The 18,112-nt window shown below is 65.0% G+C and carries 17 protein-coding genes; all 17 read right to left on the bottom strand.

Annotated elements, in window-relative coordinates:
• Positions 1-83 precede the first annotated feature (83 nt).
• Positions 84-2,225, bottom strand: coding sequence for a sodium-translocating pyrophosphatase (locus tag FJ418_RS27345; protein ID WP_140871021.1), 2,142 nt, complete (start codon positions 2,223-2,225; stop codon positions 84-86).
• A gap of 254 nt (positions 2,226-2,479) precedes the next feature.
• Positions 2,480-3,229 (bottom strand): ABC transporter permease, encoded by a 750-nt coding sequence (locus tag FJ418_RS27340; protein WP_140871018.1) that lies wholly within the window; start codon positions 3,227-3,229, stop codon positions 2,480-2,482.
• Positions 3,226-4,164, bottom strand: a complete 939-nt coding sequence (locus tag FJ418_RS27335; protein ID WP_140641435.1) for an ABC transporter ATP-binding protein — start codon at positions 4,162-4,164, stop codon at positions 3,226-3,228. Before FJ418_RS27335 ends, FJ418_RS27340 begins: the two co-directional genes overlap by 4 nt.
• On the bottom strand, positions 4,161-5,327 hold the full coding sequence (locus tag FJ418_RS27330; RefSeq protein ID WP_140871016.1) for an ABC transporter permease: 1,167 nt from the start codon (positions 5,325-5,327) through the stop codon (positions 4,161-4,163). Before FJ418_RS27330 ends, FJ418_RS27335 begins: the two co-directional genes overlap by 4 nt.
• 278 nt (positions 5,328-5,605) lie before the next feature.
• Positions 5,606-6,517, bottom strand: a complete 912-nt coding sequence (locus FJ418_RS27325; protein WP_140871013.1) for an ABC transporter substrate-binding protein — start codon at positions 6,515-6,517, stop codon at positions 5,606-5,608.
• 159 nt (positions 6,518-6,676) lie between these two features.
• Positions 6,677-7,900: an MFS transporter gene (locus FJ418_RS27320; RefSeq protein ID WP_140871010.1), complete on the bottom strand. Its 1,224-nt coding sequence runs from the start codon at positions 7,898-7,900 to the stop codon at positions 6,677-6,679.
• Positions 7,897-8,391, bottom strand: coding sequence for a transcription antitermination factor NusB (gene nusB, locus FJ418_RS27315; protein ID WP_140785261.1), 495 nt, complete (start codon positions 8,389-8,391; stop codon positions 7,897-7,899). Before nusB ends, FJ418_RS27320 begins: the two co-directional genes overlap by 4 nt.
• Positions 8,388-8,882 (bottom strand): 6,7-dimethyl-8-ribityllumazine synthase, encoded by a 495-nt coding sequence (gene ribH / locus FJ418_RS27310; protein ID WP_140641425.1) that lies wholly within the window; start codon positions 8,880-8,882, stop codon positions 8,388-8,390. Before ribH ends, nusB begins: the two co-directional genes overlap by 4 nt.
• A gap of 140 nt (positions 8,883-9,022) precedes the next feature.
• Positions 9,023-10,012, bottom strand: coding sequence for a methyltransferase (locus FJ418_RS27305; RefSeq protein WP_140871005.1), 990 nt, complete (start codon positions 10,010-10,012; stop codon positions 9,023-9,025).
• A 99-nt stretch (positions 10,013-10,111) separates the two neighbouring features.
• Entirely contained in the window at positions 10,112-10,729 is a 618-nt protein-coding gene (locus tag FJ418_RS27300; protein ID WP_140871003.1) for a riboflavin synthase, read from the bottom strand.
• Between the two features lie 61 nt (positions 10,730-10,790).
• The gene (gene ribD, locus FJ418_RS27295; RefSeq protein ID WP_181167106.1) at positions 10,791-11,918 is read right to left on the bottom strand and encodes a bifunctional diaminohydroxyphosphoribosylaminopyrimidine deaminase/5-amino-6-(5-phosphoribosylamino)uracil reductase RibD; all 1,128 of its coding nucleotides are present in this window, start codon (positions 11,916-11,918) and stop codon (positions 10,791-10,793) included.
• A 2-nt stretch (positions 11,919-11,920) separates the two neighbouring features.
• A complete protein-coding gene (gene nrdR, locus FJ418_RS27290) occupies positions 11,921-12,400 on the bottom strand; it encodes a transcriptional regulator NrdR (protein WP_027167964.1) in 480 nt (159 codons plus the stop codon).
• 113 nt (positions 12,401-12,513) lie between these two features.
• Entirely contained in the window at positions 12,514-13,107 is a 594-nt protein-coding gene (locus FJ418_RS27285; protein WP_246680707.1) for a hypothetical protein, read from the bottom strand.
• Positions 13,108-13,214: 107 nt separating this feature from the next.
• The gene (gene glyA / locus FJ418_RS27280; protein ID WP_140659091.1) at positions 13,215-14,528 is read right to left on the bottom strand and encodes a serine hydroxymethyltransferase; all 1,314 of its coding nucleotides are present in this window, start codon (positions 14,526-14,528) and stop codon (positions 13,215-13,217) included.
• A 126-nt stretch (positions 14,529-14,654) separates the two neighbouring features.
• Positions 14,655-16,295: a Na+/H+ antiporter gene (locus FJ418_RS27275; protein WP_140871000.1), complete on the bottom strand. Its 1,641-nt coding sequence runs from the start codon at positions 16,293-16,295 to the stop codon at positions 14,655-14,657.
• Between the two features lie 131 nt (positions 16,296-16,426).
• Positions 16,427-17,365 carry an acetamidase/formamidase family protein gene (locus FJ418_RS27270; RefSeq protein ID WP_140870997.1) on the bottom strand — a complete coding sequence of 313 codons (939 nt, stop codon included), beginning with the start codon at positions 17,363-17,365 and terminating at the stop codon, positions 16,427-16,429.
• Positions 17,350-18,111, bottom strand: coding sequence for an alpha/beta fold hydrolase (locus FJ418_RS27265; protein ID WP_140870994.1), 762 nt, complete (start codon positions 18,109-18,111; stop codon positions 17,350-17,352). The genes FJ418_RS27270 and FJ418_RS27265 overlap by 16 nt, the downstream gene beginning before the upstream one ends.
• Position 18,112 lies beyond the last annotated feature (1 nt).

Below are 18,112 nucleotides of genomic sequence, written 5' to 3'. Positions count from 1 at the left end.
CGGAAAGCATGAAGGATGTCATGCCGAAAAACAAAGCCCGCAGGATCGCTCCCGCGGGCTTTGTCATGGAATAGCCGCCGCGATCAGCCGTGCGCGAGCACGGCGAGCAGGAGCAGCGCGACGATGTTGGTGATCTTGATCGCCGGGTTGACGGCCGGGCCGGCGGTGTCCTTGTAGGGATCGCCGACGGTGTCGCCGGTGACCGATGCCTTATGCGCCTCGGAGCCCTTCAGGTGCTTGACGCCGTCCTTGTCGGTGAAGCCGTCCTCGAACGACTTCTTGGCGTTGTCCCAGGCGCCGCCGCCGGAGGTCATCGAGATGGCGACGAAGAGGCCGTTGACGATGACGCCGAGCAGTGAGGCGCCGAGCGCCGCGAAGGCCGAGGCCTTGGAGCCCGAGATCAGCAGCACGCCGAAATAGACGACGAGCGGCGCCAGCACGGGCAGCAGCGACGGGATGATCATTTCCCGGATCGCCGCCCTGGTCAGGATGTCGACGGCGCGCGCATAGTTCGGCTTCGAGGTGCCGGCCATGATGCCCTTGTCCTCGCGGAACTGCTTGCGCACTTCCTCGACGATGGAGCCCGCGGCGCGACCGACGGCGGTCATCGCGATGCCGCCGAAGAGGTAGGGGATCAGGCCGCCGAAGATCAGGCCGGCGACGACATACGGATTGGAGAGGTCGAAGGAGACCTCGCCCATGCCCTGGAAGTAAGCATACTTGTCGCCATTGGCGGCAAAGAATTTCAGGTCGTTCGAATAGGCCGCGAACAGCACCAGCGCGCCGAGGCCGGCGGAGCCGATGGCATAGCCCTTGGTGACTGCCTTGGTGGTGTTGCCGACAGCGTCGAGCGCGTCGGTGGAGTGGCGCACCTCCTTGGGCAGGCCGGCCATTTCGGCAATGCCGCCGGCATTGTCGGTAACAGGGCCGAAGGCGTCGAGCGCCACGATCATGCCGGCAAGGCCGAGCATGGTGGTGACGGCGATCGCGGTGCCGAAGAGGCCGCCGAGCTGGTAGGTGGCGATGATGCCGCCGACGATGACGATGGCAGGCAGCGCGGTCGATTCCAGCGAGACCGCGAGGCCCTGGATGACGTTGGTGCCGTGGCCGGTCACGGAAGCCTGGGCGATCGAGTTCACCGGGCGCTTGTTGGTACCAGTGTAGTATTCGGTGATCACCACGATGAGGCCGGTCACCAGGAGGCCGATGAGGCCACAGATGAACAGGTTCTTGCCGGTGATGGCGATGCCGGCGACATTGCCGACCTCGCCCCAGCCGACGGTGGCCGAAGTGGCGATGGCGAGACCGACGATCGACAAGAGCCCGGTGACGATCAGGCCCTTGTAGAGGGCGCCCATGATCGAGCCGTTCGAGCCAAGCTTGACGAAGAAGGTGCCGACGATAGAGGTCAGGATGCAGGCGCCGCAGATGGCGAGCGGATAGAGCATCGACGCGCCCAGCGCGGCCGTGCCGCCGAAGAAGATGGCGGCGAGCACCATGGTGGCGACGACGGTCACCGCATAGGTTTCGAACAGGTCGGCGGCCATGCCGGCGCAGTCGCCGACATTGTCGCCGACGTTGTCGGCGATGGTGGCCGGGTTGCGCGGATCGTCTTCCGGAATGCCGGCCTCGACCTTGCCGACGAGGTCGCCGCCGACGTCCGCACCCTTGGTGAAGATGCCGCCGCCGAGACGGGCGAAGATCGAGATCAGCGAAGCGCCGAAGCCGAGCGAAACCAGCGAGTCGATGACGACGCGGTCATTCGGCTGCAGGCCCATCGGGCCAGTCAATATGGCGTAGTAGATCGAGACGCCGAGCAGCGCCAGACCCGCCACCAGCATGCCGGTGATGGCGCCCGACTTGAAGGCGATGTCGAGGCCGGCAGCAAGGCTGTTCGAAGCGGCTTGCGCAGTCCGCACATTGGCGCGCACCGAGACATGCATGCCGATGAAGCCGGCGGCACCCGAGAGCACCGCGCCGATCAGGAAGCCGATAGCGGCGGTGATCGAAAGCAGCCACCAGGCAAGCAGGAGAACGACGATACCGACGACCGCGATGGTCGTGTACTGGCGCGCCAGATAGGCCTGGGCGCCTTCGCGGATGGCGGCGGAGATTTCCTGCATGCGCTGATTGCCCTGATCGGACGCAAGGACCGAACGTGTCGCCCAGATGGCGTACAGAACTGACAGCAAGCCGCAGGCGATGACGGCGGTAATGATGGTCATTGCCGGATTTTCCTCGATTGTTGGCCCAAAAGAACCCCTCCCTGGGCCGTTGGAACGGAGATGGATGCCGCGCACGGATTCCACCCCTTGGCTGGGGTGTATGCGAAACAGGGCTTGGAACGTCAAGATATTGTTCGGTTTTTGCCCGGCTTTCGCCCAAAAGAAGAGGGCAGGAATTGTTGTGCCAGCGCAAGCTTGGAATTAGATCGATTGAAATGACGCTGGGGCACATTCGCCAATCCTCAGACGTAGCGTTATTCCGCCCCCTGCCCTATGCGTCGCGCGGCGTAGCGTTCGACCGCCGACAGGCCGTCATAGATCAGCACGGCAAGCGCCGCGACGATCAGGCCGCCCTGCAGCACGAAGGCAAGGTTGTTCGAGATCAGGCCGGCGATGATCACCTCGCCAAGGGTCTTGGCGGCAACGGTCGATCCGATGGTCGCGGTGGCGAGGCTGATGACGACCGAGAGCCGGATGCCGCCGAGGATCACTGGGGCGCTCAGCGGCAGCTCGACCTTCATCAGCCTTTGCCAGCCGGTCATGCCGGCCCCACGCGCCGCTTCCATGACGTTGCCGGGCAACGTGGTGAGCGCCGTCAGCGCGTTCTCGAAGATCGGCAGCAATCCGTAGAGGAAGAGCGCGATCAGCGTCGGCTTTTCGCCGAAACCGACGGCCGGCACGGCAAGCGCCAGCACGGCAACCGGCGGAAAGGTCTGGCCGATATTGACCAGGCTGCGCGACAAGGGCAGGAACTCGGCGCCGGCCGGCCTGGTGACCAGGATGGCGAGCGCCACCGCGACGATCGTCGCGGCCACCGTCGCGACCAGGACGATCCGCAGATGCTGCAAGGTGAGCGTCAGCAGGCTGCCCTGGTTGTAGATTGCCGGCGCGCCATTCTCGGTCAGGGGCTTCAGCAGCGGCTCGAACCAGTTGGGGCTGGTGATGAAGACCACCAGCACCACCAGAACGGCCAGCCTCAGCAGCGCGGGCAGCCAGGCTTTCATTGCGGCCTCGCCGCGCGCTTCACCAAGCATTCGATGGTGACGCGGCCAATGAGCTTGCCGTCGGCGCCCTTCACCGGCAGCGCGGGGCGGCCCGACCACAACAGCTCGGCCAGCGCGTCGCGCTGCGTGGCCTCGCCTGGGATCGCCTCGCCTTCGGCGCCGCCCGGCTCCACGGCATCGCGCACCGGCCCCAGCGACAGCAGCCGGAACGGCCTTTCGCTGGCGCCGACCAGTGTCTCGACGAAATCGCTTGCGGGCCTCGCCAGGATTTCTGCCGGCTTGGCGTATTGCACCAGCTTGCCGGCATCCATGACGGCGATCTTGTCGCCCAAATGCACAGCCTCTTCCATGTCGTGGGTGACGAGGATGATGGTGGTGCCGAAACGCTTCTGGATCGCCAGCAGATCCTCTTGCGCCTTGGTGCGGATGATCGGGTCGAGCGCGCCGAAGGGCTCGTCCATCAAAAGCACGTTGGGCTCGGCGGCCAAAGCGCGGGCGACGCCGACGCGCTGCTGCTGACCGCCGGAAAGCTCGTGCGGATAGCGCGGTCCATAGGCCTGGGGGTCGAGCTGGTAGAGTGTCATCAACTCGTCGACACGCGCCTTGATGCGATCCCTGTCCCAGCCGAGCAGCAAAGGCACAGTGGCGATGTTCTGCGCCACCGTGCGATGCGGAAACAGGCCATGACCCTGGATGGCATAGCCGATGCTGCGGCGCAGCTGATAGCCAGGCACCGAGCGGTTGTCGGCACCGTCGAGCTTGATGACCCCGGAGGTCGGCTCGACCAGCCGGTTGATCATCCTGAGCAGCGTGGTCTTGCCGGATCCCGACGTGCCGACAATGGTGGCGATGGTTCGGGGTTCGATGATCATCGAAACATTGTCGACCACCGTCGTTTGGTCATAGCGCTTGGTGATGCCTTCGATCTCGATCATGCCGTTTCAACTGCCCTGCGCCTGGTGGCGGCCATTTCGATGACCGCGTCGAGGATAATGGCCGCGGCAAAGGCCAGCACCACGGTGGGCAGCGCGCCGAGCAGCACGAGGTCCATCGCCGTCTGGCCGACGCCCTGGAAAACAAATACGCCGAAGCCGCCGCCGCCGATCAGCGCTGCGATCGTGGCGAGGCCGATATTCTGCACCAGCACGATACGAATACCGGTCAGGATCACCGGAAAGGCGAGCGGGAACTCGACATCGAACAGGCGCTGGCGGTCGGTCATACCCATGCCGCGCGCGGCGTCATTGGCCGCGCGGGGTACACCAGCCAGCCCAACCACGGTGTTGGCCACCACCGGCAGCAAGGAATAGAGGAAGAGCGCGACAAAGGCCGGCGCGGTGCCGATGCCCCTGATGCCGATGGCGGCGGCGCCTGGCACGTGCACGGCAACCCAGCCGAGCGGAGCGATCAGCAGGCCGAAGAGCGCGATCGACGGAATAGTCTGGATGATGTTGAGCACATTCAGCACGCCTGCCCGCAGTTTCTCGACGCGATGGCAAAAGATGCCGAGCGGTATGCCGACGATCACCGCGCCAGCCAGCGAGCCAAGCGCCAGCGTGACGTGCTTGGAGGCTTCGGCCCAGAAACTGTCGGCGCGGCCGGCATATTCCTTGAGGATGGAAAGGCTGTCCCAGCTTCCCGAGACGAGCAGCACGGCGATGGCAAGCGCTGCAAGCACGAGCACGCCGACGCGTGACCAGGGCGAAAGGTTCAGCCTGGTCAGCACATCGGCGAGGAGCAGAGTGAAGGCAAAGATCAGCAGCCAGAAACCGGACGCCGGGGCGATGCGGGCGAACGTGTTGCCGGCCGGTGTCAGGAAACCGCCCGCGACACCGATGAGGACGGCGAGTGCGGCGAGCGCGGCGATGCTGGCCGCCAGTCTGAGCACGAGCGGCGTCCTGAGCAAGGCGACGATGGCGGCCGCGATCACTATCGCCAGCAACAGCATGCCAAGCGTGGGCGGCAACGACTCGAGGATCGAACGCGCCTGCCCGGGTACGATGCGGTTGGCGCGGAACGTGGCAAAGGGGGCCAGGAAAGCGGCGTAGGCGACGATCGCGGCGATGACCACGCCGAGCTTGTCGAAACGCAGGGTCATGGCCTTCCCCTTGCGGCCTTGGCGGTCGGCGAAAGCCGGCGGGAGAACCGATCTCCCCCCTTGCGGGGGAGATGGCCGGCAGGCCAGAGGGGGGTGTGAAGGAACCTTGGAATACGAGCTCGTTCAAAGGTAAACCCGCCGAAGGACTTTCCTTCGATAGGTTGAAAGGTCGGCGGGACAGCACCCCCCTCCGTCCTGCCGGACATCTCCCCCGCAAGGGGGGAGATCAGCAGTTCCGCCAACCGCACCTCTCCAGCCCGCACTTATTATGCCGCGATCTACTTCAAGAACCCGTTCTTCTTCAAAAAGTCCTCCGCCACGCCCTTGGCGGGCTCGCCGCCCAGTTGCACGCGGCCGTTGAGCTCCTGCAGCGTGACGAGATCGAGCTTGGCGAAGACCGGCTTCAGCAGCGCCTCGATTTCCGGGTGCTGCTTCAAGACCTCTTCGCGGATGATCGGCGCCGGCTGGTAGACCGGCTGCACGCCCTTGTCGTCCTCGAGCACGACGAGGCCGGAGGGCTGGATGCCGCCATCAGTGCCATAGACCATGGCGGCGTTGGCGCCGTTGGTCTGGTTGGCGGCGGCTGCGATGGTCGCCGCAGTGTCGCCGCCGGAGAGAGTGATCAACTGATCGGGCTTCAGCGTGAAGCCATAGGTCGTCTGGAAGGCCGGAAGCGCTGCGGCCGAATTGACGAACTCGGCCGAAGCCGCGAGCACCACCTTGCCGCCGCCCGCGACGTATTTGCCGAAGTCCGAAAGCGTGACGAGCTTGTTCCCGTCGGCCACTTCCTTGCGCAGCGCGATCGCCCAGGTGTTGTTGGCGGGCGACGGCGACAGCCAGACGATCTTGTTGGCGTCGTAGTCCAGCTTCTTGGCGGTTTCGTAAGCCTTGGCGGCATCCTTCCAGACCGGATCATCGGCCTTCTGGAAGAAGAAGGCGGCATTGCCGGTATATTCGGGATAGATGTCGATCTCGCCGGCGGTGATCGCCTTGCGCACCACCGGCGTCGCGCCGAGCTGGATACGGTCCGTCGTCTTGATGTTGTTGGCGTTGAGCACGAGTTGGATGATGTTGCCCAGCACCCCGCCTTCCGTGTCGATCTTCGAGGAGACGACCACCTGGGCGTTGGCCGAGGCGGTGGCAAGGCCGAGCGCGATGGCAGCTACGGCGAGCTTTCCTATTGAAAACATTGTGAAAATCCCTTGCTATGAACCGAGGATCCGGTGGCCGCATATCAGCACGGCTATAACGGCCAGTCGGGGTACACGGTTTCATAAGTAGGGGGATCAGCGCAATATTTTTGTTCCCCGCGCGAGGCCGGTGCCCGGCCCGGTCCCGACAGCGTAATGTCAGTTGGCGGCACGCAAGCCCTGGAGCTTGAGCGTGCCAAGCGCCAGGAAGCAAAGCACTACGACCGGGAAAACGATCCAGTTCAGCATGGTCCAGCCCCAGGCGTTGTAGATCGCGCCCGACATCAGCGAGGCAAAGGCGACGGAGCCGAACAGGACAAAATCATGGAAACCCTGGACCTTGCTCTTCTCGGAGGGCCGGTAGCTGGCCGCGACCATGGCGGTCGCGCCGATGAAACCAAAATTCCAGCCGAGGCCAAGCAGGATCAGTGCCGTCCAGAACTGCCACAGCGCCAGGCCGGAAAGCGCCACGGCGCCGCAGCCGATCAGCAGGATAAGACCAGTCGCGACGATGCGTTCGGCGCCGAAGCGGTGGATCAGCGAACCGGTGAAGAAGCTCGGCCCGAACATCGCCATGACATGCCAGGAAATGCCAAGCGTCGCATTGTCTTCCGACAGGCCGCAGCCGACCATGGCGAGCGGCGCGCCGGTCATGACGAAGCTCATCAGCGCGTAGCTGCCGACGGTGCAGAACAACGCAGCGACGAAACGCGGCTGGGTGACGATTTCGATCAGCGGGCGGGCGTCGCTTGCAGCGGTTTCAGAGACGGCGTCGGTCCGCGAGGAAACCCGCAGGAACGACAGGATGAGCGCGCCGGCCGCAGCCAAGGGCAGGATCGAGATGAAGGACCCGGCAAACATCACTGGGGCGAGCAATTCGCGTGTGTAGATGACGATCTGCGGCCCGAGGATGGCGGTGATGATGCCGCCCGCCAGCACGAAGGAGATGGCGCGCGCCTTGAATTCGGGTGGCGCGTTGTCGGCGGCGGCGAAACGGAACTGCTGGACGAAGGCGCCGCCGACACCGATGACGCAGAGGCCGAAGGCGAACAGCCAGAAGCTCGCCTGATAGAGCGCGAGCGCCGCGACCAGGCCGCCGAGCGCGGTGACTATGGTGCCGATCATGAAGCCGCCGCGATGGCCGAGGCTGCGGATGATGGCGGCAGCCGGCAAGGCGCCGAGCGCCACGCCGATGTTGAAGCCGGTGACCGGCGCGGTGGCCAGGGATTTGTCGGGACCGAGCAGATATTGTCCGGCCAGCGCGCCGAGCGAAATGGCGATCGGCGCGGCCGAACCGACGATCGCCTGCGCGGCGGCGAGCAGCACCGCGGTGCGACGCCCTTCCCTGCCGCCCTCGGCGACCCCGGCCGTTGCAGTTGTCACGAAGCGTCCTTGCCACGCCCCTCGCCGCGAACCCGGCGCGAGACGCGATCAAGAACGGCGTTGACCAGCTTCGGCTCGTCCTCCTCGTAGAACGCCTTGGCGATGTCGACATATTCGGAGACGATGACGGCCACCGGCACATCCTCGCGCTTCATCAGTTCATAGACGCCGGCGCGCAGAATGGCGCGCAGCGTCGAATCCAGCCGCGACAGCGGCCAGTCCTCGGTCAGTGCCTGGCGGATGACGGGGTCGATGGTCTTCTGGTTCTCGACGACGCCGGTCAGGATGGCGCGGAACCATTGCGCGTCGGCCTCGCGATAGAGCGCGCCATCGACTTCCTTGCCGAGGCGGAAGGTCTCGTATTCGGCCGTGATCTCGAAGACGCCGCTGCCGGCCACATCCATCTGATAGAGCGCCTGGACGGCGGCAAGACGGGCGGCGCCGCGCTTGTTGGCGTGGCGTACCGCTCCGGTCGAGGCGGGCTCGGTCACGATTGGGCTCCGAATTTCTCTTTGAGCGCGATCATGGTCAGCGCCGCGCGCGCGGCGAAGCCGCCCTTGTCGCCTTCCGTCTTTCGCGCACGCGCCCATGCCTGCGCGTCGTTTTCTGTGGTCAGAATGCCATTGCCGATCGCGATCGCCTCCTGCACCGAAAGGTCCATGAGCGCGCGGCTCGATTCATTGGCGACGATGTCGAAATGGTAGGTGTCGCCGCGGACGACGGTTCCTAGTGCGACAAAACCGTCGTAATGCGTGCCGCCTTCGGCCGCGCCATCGAGCGCGAAGGTGATGACAGCAGGTATTTCGAGCGAGCCAGGAACCGTGACGACGTCATAGGTGGCGCCAGCCTCGTCGAGCGCGCCGGTTGCACCTTCGAGCAGCGCGTCGGCGAGATCGTCGTGAAAGCGCGCTTCGACAATGAGCAGATGCGCTTTCGCCTTCGGGCGAATGAACGCTTTGCCGTGTTGGGATGTGCCTGCCATAAAAGTCTCCGGGGGGTTGCCGGTGACTTAGGCCGAAGCCAGGTTTATCGCAAGCGGAAGATTGGCGGACCGACACCAACGCTGTATCTCTCGAAGGATTCAGATCCCGGGGCAGCGCGATGTTTCGGTACTTTGTTTGGCTAGGCAGGCGAAGCCTCAAGGATCGAGATCGGCGCGGTGGTGTCGATCACTCGCTCGAGCTTCAGCCCTGCCGCCTCGAACAGCCTGGCGTATTGCGCCTCGGTCCGCTCAAGGCCGCCGGTAACCGCGAGCATGACCACATCGATGGCCTTGATCTGGGCTGGTTCGTCGCCCGCAGGGACGAGCGTCTCGGCCACAAGCACCCTGCCATGCGTTTGCATAGCCTCGCGGCAATGGCGCAAGATCAACTCCGCGCGTTCATCGTCCCAATCGTGGATCACCTTCTTGATTACATAGACGTCGCCGACGGGGACGCTGTCGAAGAAGTCGCCGACGACGAAGTCGGTGCGCGACGGATCGCTCCCGGCCTCCTGGCGCGCCGCCGCCACTCCGGAGGCGAGATCGAGAAGAACCCCGCTCAAATGGGGATTGCGGGCAAGGATGGCCGAGAGAAGCTGTCCATGCCCGCCGCCGACATCGACGACCCGCGTATATCGGCTGAAATCATAGGCGTCGGCGACCGCCTCGTTGCTCCCTTGGCCCTGGGCAATCATAGCTCGCTGAAACAGGGCAGCCTGTTCCGGGTGGGCCGAAAGCCAATCGAATCTCGGACTTCCGAACACCTTGTTGAAGGCCGGCTTTCCGGTGCGGACGGAATGCAGAAGCTGCTCGAACGCAAGATAGGCCTCGCTGTTGACCATCCGGATGAAGTCGCGTGGTCCGGGTCGATCGGAACGAAGCGCCGCGCCCACCTCCATCAAGGTAAAATGACGAGGGCGAACTTCAGTGAAGACCCCCTCCGGCGCCAGAAGCCGCATGACGCGATAGAGCGATTCCGCATCCGTCTTCGTGGCGGCCGCCAAATCTTCAACTGACTGCTCGCCGGAAGCCAGAAGATCGGGAATGCCGAGTTCGATGACGACGCGCAGCGCCTGTGACACGGCAAATCCGAAACCCAGCCTCATGACTTGTTGCGACGGGTTGGTCATGGCTTTCCCCTCCGGACAGGTGAAAAGCTTACGAGGGGCGCGAGCAGAAGTGAAGCGGGACGCAGTGTTGAACGGCGCGGCCTCACGACTTGCTTTTAGTCAAAGCCCCTCTTTCGCCGCCTCCGCCAGGCGCGCGGCATAGCGGGCCATGGTGTCGATCTCGAGATTGACGCGGTCGCCGGCCTGGCGTTGGCCCCAGGTGGTGACGCTCAGCGAATGATGGATGAGCAGCACGTCGAAGCGGGTGCCTTCGACCTTGTTGACGGTGAGCGAGGTGCCGTCGAGCGCGACCGACCCTTTCGGCGCGATGAACTTCGCCAGATGCCGCGGCGCTTCCAGCGTGAAGCGCACGGCATCGCCCTCCTCCTTGCGCTCGACGATCTCGGCCGTGCCGTCGACATGGCCGGAAACGATGTGGCCGCCGAGCTCGTCGCCGATCTTCAGCGCCCGTTCGAGATTGATCCTGGTGCCTGATTTCCAGCTGGATGCCGTGGTGAGCCTCAGCGCCTCCTCCCAGGCCTCGACCTCGAACCAGCGCGCGTTGGAACCAGTTTCGGGGAGCGCCGTGACCGTCAGGCAAACGCCGCCGCAGGAGATGGAGGCGCCGATGGCGATGGTTTCGGGATCATAGGTGGTGTCTATGCGCAGCCCAACGCCTTCGGCCAGCGGCTTCACGGTAGCGACAATGCCAACGTCAGTCACAATCCCAGTAAACATCAGAGAGCGTCTTTCATTTTGACCATGATCTAACCCAAAAATCGGTTTCCACTTTTTGGGATCATGGTCTTACCCACTCGGCGTAACTGTCTTCGCCGAAGCGCATATCACGCAGCTTGCGAAAACCTGCCGGGATATGGTCGGCGTCGATAGGCGATGCAATACCGTCTTTGCCGATCGCCTCAGGTCCCTGGAACAGGACGATGCGGTCGACAAGGTCTTCCTCGAGGAAGGCCTTGGCTACCTTGGCGCCGCCTTCGACCAAAACGCTTGCCATGCCAAGCGCGGCAAGGTCTTCCAGCAATTCCGGCAAGGCGACCACGCCATTGTGGGTTTCGGTGCCGATGAAGCGCACGCCCGCGCGTTCGAGCGCCGCCCGCCGGTGCGGGTCGGCTTCCAGACAGGCGGCGATATAGAGCGGCACGCGGTCGACGCCGGATATCAGCTTGGATGTCTCCGGCAGCCGGATCTGCCGATCGAGGATGATGCGCGCCGGCGAGCGGTTCTCCAGTCCCGGAAGGCGCACGGTCAGCGCCGGGTCGTCCTCGAGAGCGGTGCCGATGCCGACCAGGATGGCGTCGGACTCGGCGCGCATCAGATAGACATCGCGCCGCGCGATCTCGCCGGTGATGGCGACCTGGCCCGCGCCTTTGCGGCCGATCTTGCCGTCACTCGAAAGCGCAAGCTTCAGAGTTACTTCCGGGCGTTTTTTTAGAGAACGAGTCAGATAGCCGGCCATCTGCTCGGCGGCCTCGGCGGCCAGCACTTTCTCCATCACCTCGACGCCGGCGGCGCGCAGGATGGCGTAGCCCTTGCCGGAGACGCGCGGATCGGGATCGCTCGCCGCGCCGACGACGCGCGCGATGCCGGCATTGACCAGCGCGTTGGCGCACGGCGGCGTGCGGCCGTGGTGGGCGCAAGGCTCCAAAGTCACGTAAGCCGTAGCACCACGCGCGAGTTCGCCGGCCTCGGCCAGCGCTTCGGTCTCGGCATGCGGGCGGCCGCCGACGGCCGTCACGCCGGTACCGACGATCATCGGGCCGGCGCCGTCGTCGCGCACGATGATGGTGCCGACGGAAGGGTTGGTCGAGGTGCGGCCGGCATTGCGGCGCGACAACCTGATGGCCGCGGCCATGAAACGGCGATCAAGGGCCGCCTGCGCGGCCTCGTCCAGTCGCTGCCCCGCCATGATCAGCCAGCGTCCTCTTCGGTCTTTTCCTCGTCGCCCTTCAGTTCGCCCAGCAGCTCGTGAAAATCCTTGGCCTCGCGGAAATTGCGATAGACCGAGGCGAAGCGGACATAGGCGACGTCATCCAGCGATTTCAGCGCATCCATGACCAGCCGGCCGACTTCGCCCGAAGCAACCTCGGTTTCGCCGGAGCTTTCGAGCTGGCGCACGATGCCGGTGACCGCGCGGTCGATGCGCTCGGGGTCGACATTGCGCTTGCGCACGGCGATCTCGACGGAGCGCAGCAGCTTGTCACGGTCGAAAGGCACCTTGCGGCCGGACTTCTTGACGACGACAAGGTCGCGCAGTTGGACGCGCTCGAAAGTCGTGAAACGGCCGCCGCAATCGGGGCACACCCGCCGCCTGCGGATCGCCGCGCCGTCCTCGGCGGGACGCGAATCCTTCACCTGCGTATCTTCGGACTGGCAATAGGGACAGCGCATGGAGAGCCTTGGGTTCGCGATTCTGTGGGCGAAAGGCTTAGAGCCTTTCATGCCTCAGAGATAGCGAGGCATAAGCAAGATTGCCAGCGCCCCACCCCGCTGGCCGACAGGCGTCAGGGCGCAACATCCTTGGTCGGAAACCCGCAGGATGCGCCTAGGTTGCGATAGGCCTTGGTGAAGCCGTCCATCGGGATGCTGGTGACCTTCTGTTTGCCGAAGGTGACATCGAGCGAGGTGACCTTGCGCATGGCGCGCAGCAGGGCGAGGCTGGTCTTGGCCTGGTTGTCGACCATCCAGCTGGGACGACCACCGGCGGCGCCGTTGGAGGTCACGGTCGCAGCGACCTTCACGCCAGGATCGCCGAAGGTCGCGGCGATCTTGTCGCCGGTCGGCAGGTTGCCGTTGTCGATGATGAACATGATGGCCGGATACGCGTCCGGCGGCAGCGCATCGCCGGTCGAGATCGACAGCGTCAGGGAACCGGCATTGCCGTCGCCGTCGACGAATGCAGTCGAGGCGGCGCAGGTCTTGTGCGCATCCTGCCCGGTATCGAGCGTATCGATGATGGTGGTCCACTTGCCGAAGGTATTGGTGGCCGGCATGTCGGAGCCGGGCTGCGCCTGCTCCTGCGCAACCGCGCCGGACAGGGCGAAAACGGCCAGCGAGCCGGACACGGCCAGGGTGGCAAGACGGAAAGTGCGCATCATCAGGTCTCCGGTAAGCCGCGCCGCCCGATCAAGGAGCGGCGCGAAGCGCAAGGATAAAAGATGACGTATGTCGCGGGGTCAACCGACGGAGGGCAACCGAGCGTGAATCAGCCGAGATAGGGGTAAAGCGGGAAGCGGTCGGTCAACGCCGTGACCTTGGCTTTGACGGCGGCCTCGACGGCCGCATTGCCGTCGTCGGAATTCGCCACCTTCAGCCCGTCCAGCACCTCGGCGATCAGCTTGCCGATCTCGCGGAATTCGGCCTGGCCGAAGCCGCGCGTGGTGCCGGCCGGCGTGCCGAGGCGTACGCCCGACGTCACGAACGGCTTTTCCGGATCGAACGGGATGCCGTTCTTGTTGCAGGTGATGTTGGCGCGGCCGAGGGCGGCTTCCGCGCGCTTGCCGGTGGCGTTCTTCGGCCGAAGGTCGACCAGCATCAAATGGTTGTCGGTACCGCCGGAGACGATATCGAGGCCCGTCTCCTGCAGGCTGGACGCCAGCGCCTTGGCATTGGCCACGATGCTTTCGGCATAGGCCTTGAAGCTCGGCTTCAGCGCCTCGCCGAGCGCCACCGCCTTGGCGGCGATGACATGCATCAGCGGGCCGCCCTGCAAGCCCGGAAACACCGCCGAATTCATCTTCTTGGCGATGTCCTCGTCGTTGCACAGGATCATGCCGCCGCGCGGACCGCGCAGCGATTTGTGGGTCGTCGTGGTCACGACATGGGCATGAGGCAACGGCGACGGATGCACGCCGCCGGCGACGAGGCCGGCGATATGCGCCATGTCGACCATCAGATAGGCGCCGATCGAATCGGCGATCTCGCGGAAACGCTTCCAGTCCCAGATGCGCGAATAGGCGGTGCCGCCGGCCAGGATCAGCTTCGGCTTGGTCTCATGCGCGGTCTTCTCGATCGCGTCCATGTCGAGCAAATGGTCTTCCTTGCGCACGCCATAGGAGACGACCTTGAACCACTTGCCGCTCATGTTGACCGGAGAGCCGTGGGTGAGATGCCCGCCCGAATTCAGGTCGAGGCCCATGAAGGTGTCGCCGGGCTGCAGCAGCGCCAGGAACACGGCCTGGTTCATCTGGCTGCCCGAGTTCGGCTGAACGTTGGCGAAATTACAGCCAAAGAGCTTTTTCGCGCGCTCGATGGCCAGTTCCTCGGCCACGTCGACGAACTGGCAGCCGCCATAGTAGCGCTTGCCCGGATAACCCTCGGCATATTTGTTGGTCATGATCGAGCCCTGAGCTTCGAGCACGGCGCGCGAAACGATGTTTTCCGACGCGATCAGCTCGATCTCGTGGCGCTGGCGGCCAAGCTCGTTGCGGATGGCGCCGAAGATTTCCGGATCGGCGTCGGCAAGCGTGGTCTCGAAGAAGGATTCGAATTTGCTGGAGGCTGCCGCTGCGTTTGACATGGCTTGCTTTCCCTTGGGGCCGGAGGTCTGCGAGGTCGCCGCGCATTAACACAGTTGTTTCCGAGCCGCCACGTTTGCGGCGCGAAATTTGCTGGCCGGTTTGCGCCAAGACAAACCCGTCCAGTTCTAATCCCGCGGTTCGCGGCCCTTGAGGATCGCTTCCGAGAAGGTGATCTCGGTGAACAGCTTGCGCGCCGTATGGTCATTGATGTCGCCTCGGCGAAGCATCGCCTGCAGTTCGGCCCGCTCGGCCTCGATGCCGGCAAGCCTGAATCCGAACTCGATCCGCCCGGATTCGCGGGCCTCGGCGCGCGCTTCGTCGGCGCCGTCGGAGAGCGAGATGCGCCGCCGGTAGATGGATGCGACGCTCTCGGCGATGGCAAGCTTCATGTCCGCCGCCTCCCCTTCATTGCCGTCGCTGGCGAGGCCTTCGATCCTGGCGATGGCCGCGTTGGCGGCGCCGACGCGGGCCCGGCGCTCTTCGGCCGCACCTGGATGCTCGCCGGGTTCGACGAGACCGCGCGCGACCGTAGGCAGGGTAAGGCTCGCAATCGCCAGCGAGCATATGATGACGCCGGCGGCGAGGAAGATCACGAGGTCGCGGGCCGGAAAGGGCGAGCCGTCTTGCAAGGTAAGCGGCAGGGACAGGATGCCCGCCAGGGTGACGGCGCCGCGCACGCCGGCGATCGAACCGGCAAGCCTGACGCGAAAGCCAAAGGGTTCGGCTTTGCGCTTGCCGAGCCGCGCGGCAAGCACGGCGCCCACGTCGCCGATCCAGATCCAGACATAGCGCAGCCCGATCAGGCAGAGCGTGAGCAACAGCACGGTCAATGCCGGCTCGAACAGCCAATGCCGGTCCGTCAGTTCCGGCGGCACCTTGCGGATGATGTCGGGCAGTTGCAGGCCAAGCAGGATGAACAGCGAGCCGTTGAACATGAAGATCAGCATCGACCAGAGCGAGATCGTCTGGATGCGCGCCGAGACCGCCATGTGGCGGACGATGCCGGAATATCCGGTCAACAGGCCGGCGGTGACAGCCGCCAGAACGCCCGACGCGTTCAAATGCTCGGCGATCAGATAGGCGACGAAGGGCAACAGCACCATGACCAGCACCTGCGCCTCGGCCGGTGTGCTGGTGATGCGACTGAGCACTTGCAACGACTTCGCGGCGATGAACAGCGCCGCGATGCCGGCGAGAATGCCGATCGCCACAGCCAAGAGGAAGCTCAGGGATGCCGCGGCGAACGAAAAGCTGCCGGTCAGCGCCGCCGCGACCGTGAAGCGGAACATCACCAGACCCGAGGCGTCGTTGAGCAGGGATTCGCCTTCCAATATGTGCATCAGCCGCGCCGGGACGACATTGCGGTCGACGATCGAGGACACGGCGACCGCATCGGTCGGCGACAGCACGGCGGCCAGAGCGAAGGCGACCACCAGCGGGATGCTCGGCACCAGCCAGTGCAAGGCGTAACCGAAGCCGACGATGGTGAAGAAGACGAGCCCGATGGCGAGGTCGAGGATCGGGCTGCGCAGCGCGATCAGTTCGCGCTTCGGCGCCGAGAACGCATCGCCGAACAGAAGCGGCGGAATGAACACCAGGAGGAAAAGCTCCGGATCGATCTCGACATGCAGGCCGCGTGCCGGCCAGGCCAGGGCGGCGCCGATCGCGATCTGCAGCACCGGCAGCGGCACGCGCACCAGCCGCACCAGCGCACCGGAAACCGTTACGAAGGCGAGCACGACGAGAATGAAGACGGCGACGTCCATGGCGCGATTCCGGCTGGTCGACCGACCATGGGCAATTGCCAGCGTCGCGTCCAGCCGGCCGGACGTCACCTGGCGTATCATGCGGGCGGAGTCCCATTCCGCCCGGGCGATTCAGCGTTTGATGGAACGCTCTATGGCGACAGAACCGCCTTGGGCACGGAACAAAGCGCCGTGAAGGCGGGATTCACGACATTGCCGATGCGCAGGCTGCAGGTCTGGCTGACCAGTTGATGCGCGTCCATCGTGTCCAGGCCTGTCCGTTGCGCCACCCAGCGCACCAGCCCGGCGACCGCGATGCGGGCGGCGTCGTCCAGCGGCCGCGCGCAGCCGATGACGCCGATATGGCTTTCAGTCTCCAGGCGCGGCCAGTCGAAGCTCTCATCCGGCATCGCCTTCTCGGCGGACAGGGAAGTGAAGAAGGCGCCCTCGACCGCGGTGCCCGCGATCTCGCCATCGCCCTGCGCGTAATGGCCGTCACCGATATAGATGTGCCCGCCATCGACATTCGCCCGCAGGTAGAGCGTCGCGCCTTCCGTCAGGTCCGGGATGTCGAAATTGCCGCCGAAGTCGCCGGGAACGACGCCGAGGCGAACCTCGCCATGAGCGGGCGCGACGCCCAACGTGCCGTGGAAAGGCCGGTAGCCGGCGCGCAGCGTGCGGCCGGAGGAGGTCCGTGTGGTCAACTGCGTTCGATCCGGCGAGAGGCGCCATATCCACACCCGCTCGTCCTGCTCCTGCTGCAAGTTGGGCGAGGCGCGGGTTCCCGACAGGAAGCCGAAATTCGGCGAAATCGTCGCCACACCCCAGTCGCGAGCGGGCTCCAGGCGATGCAGGCGGATCGCCATGATATCGCCGGCCCTGATGTCTTCGACGGCGATCGGACCGACCAGCGGGTTGACTTTCGGATAGGGCGCCACCTCGCGCGGCTTGCCGTCGACGCTCGTCAGCTTGCCGGAAAAGCAGTCCTCGGTGAACACCGTGAATTGCTCGCCGGGCCTGACGGAAAGCCGCGGCGCATGCCCTCCCAGTTGGAACACGAAATCGTGCCCGTCGTTCAGCGGTCGAACCAAATGCCGGCTCCCAGTTTCTCGACTATCTCGACGAATGCCTGCGTGGCGTCGCGATGGATACTATGGCCGACATTGGGCATCACGACGACAGACCGCTCGCCGACCTCTGCCCGCAGGCGCGCGGTGTCGTCGGGCGGGACAAACCGGCTCATTTCCGGCAGGACCCAAACCGTCGGCAGCATCCGGGCCAGGCGCGCCGCCTCATCCCGCAGGTCCCAGGGCGCGTTGCCGGCGAAGGCTGAACGCGCGTCATCGAACGATATCTGCTCGAGCGACACGACTTTCCAGGCGGCGTCCCGCCGCGACCAGCCGGGATTGAGTTTCAGCAGCCCCTCGATGTCGTGGGGCAGATTTGCTTCGTCCCAGTCCAGCATGCCCTTCGGTGTCGCCTTGTCGGCAAAATGCGAGACCGGGTCTTCCAGAAGCATCGCCTTCGGCCGGAACAGGCCGCGTAACACGCCAAGCTGCGCCAGCGTGCCGCCGAAGGAATGGCCAAGCAGCACATCCGGCGCGGCAGGCAGGTTCGCGGCGAAATCGGAGAGCAGGCTGTCGAAAGAGAAGTCGCCATTGCCTCGCGCGCTTTCGCCGTGGCCGCGCATGTCGGGAACGATCACCTGCCAGCCGCGTGCGGCAAGCATCCGCGCCGGCTCGGTCATGGCGCCTGCATTGGCGGTGATGCCGTGCAGCGCCACCATCGCCTTCGGCGCGCCGCGGTCGCCCCAGCGCATGATGTTGAGCGTCACCATG

It is taken from the genome of Mesorhizobium sp. B2-8-3 (genome assembly GCF_006440815.1).
Classification (GTDB): domain Bacteria; phylum Pseudomonadota; class Alphaproteobacteria; order Rhizobiales; family Rhizobiaceae; genus Mesorhizobium.
The sequence above is the reverse complement of the archived record's forward strand: the minus strand, read 5'-3'. Positions and strand labels throughout refer to the sequence as shown.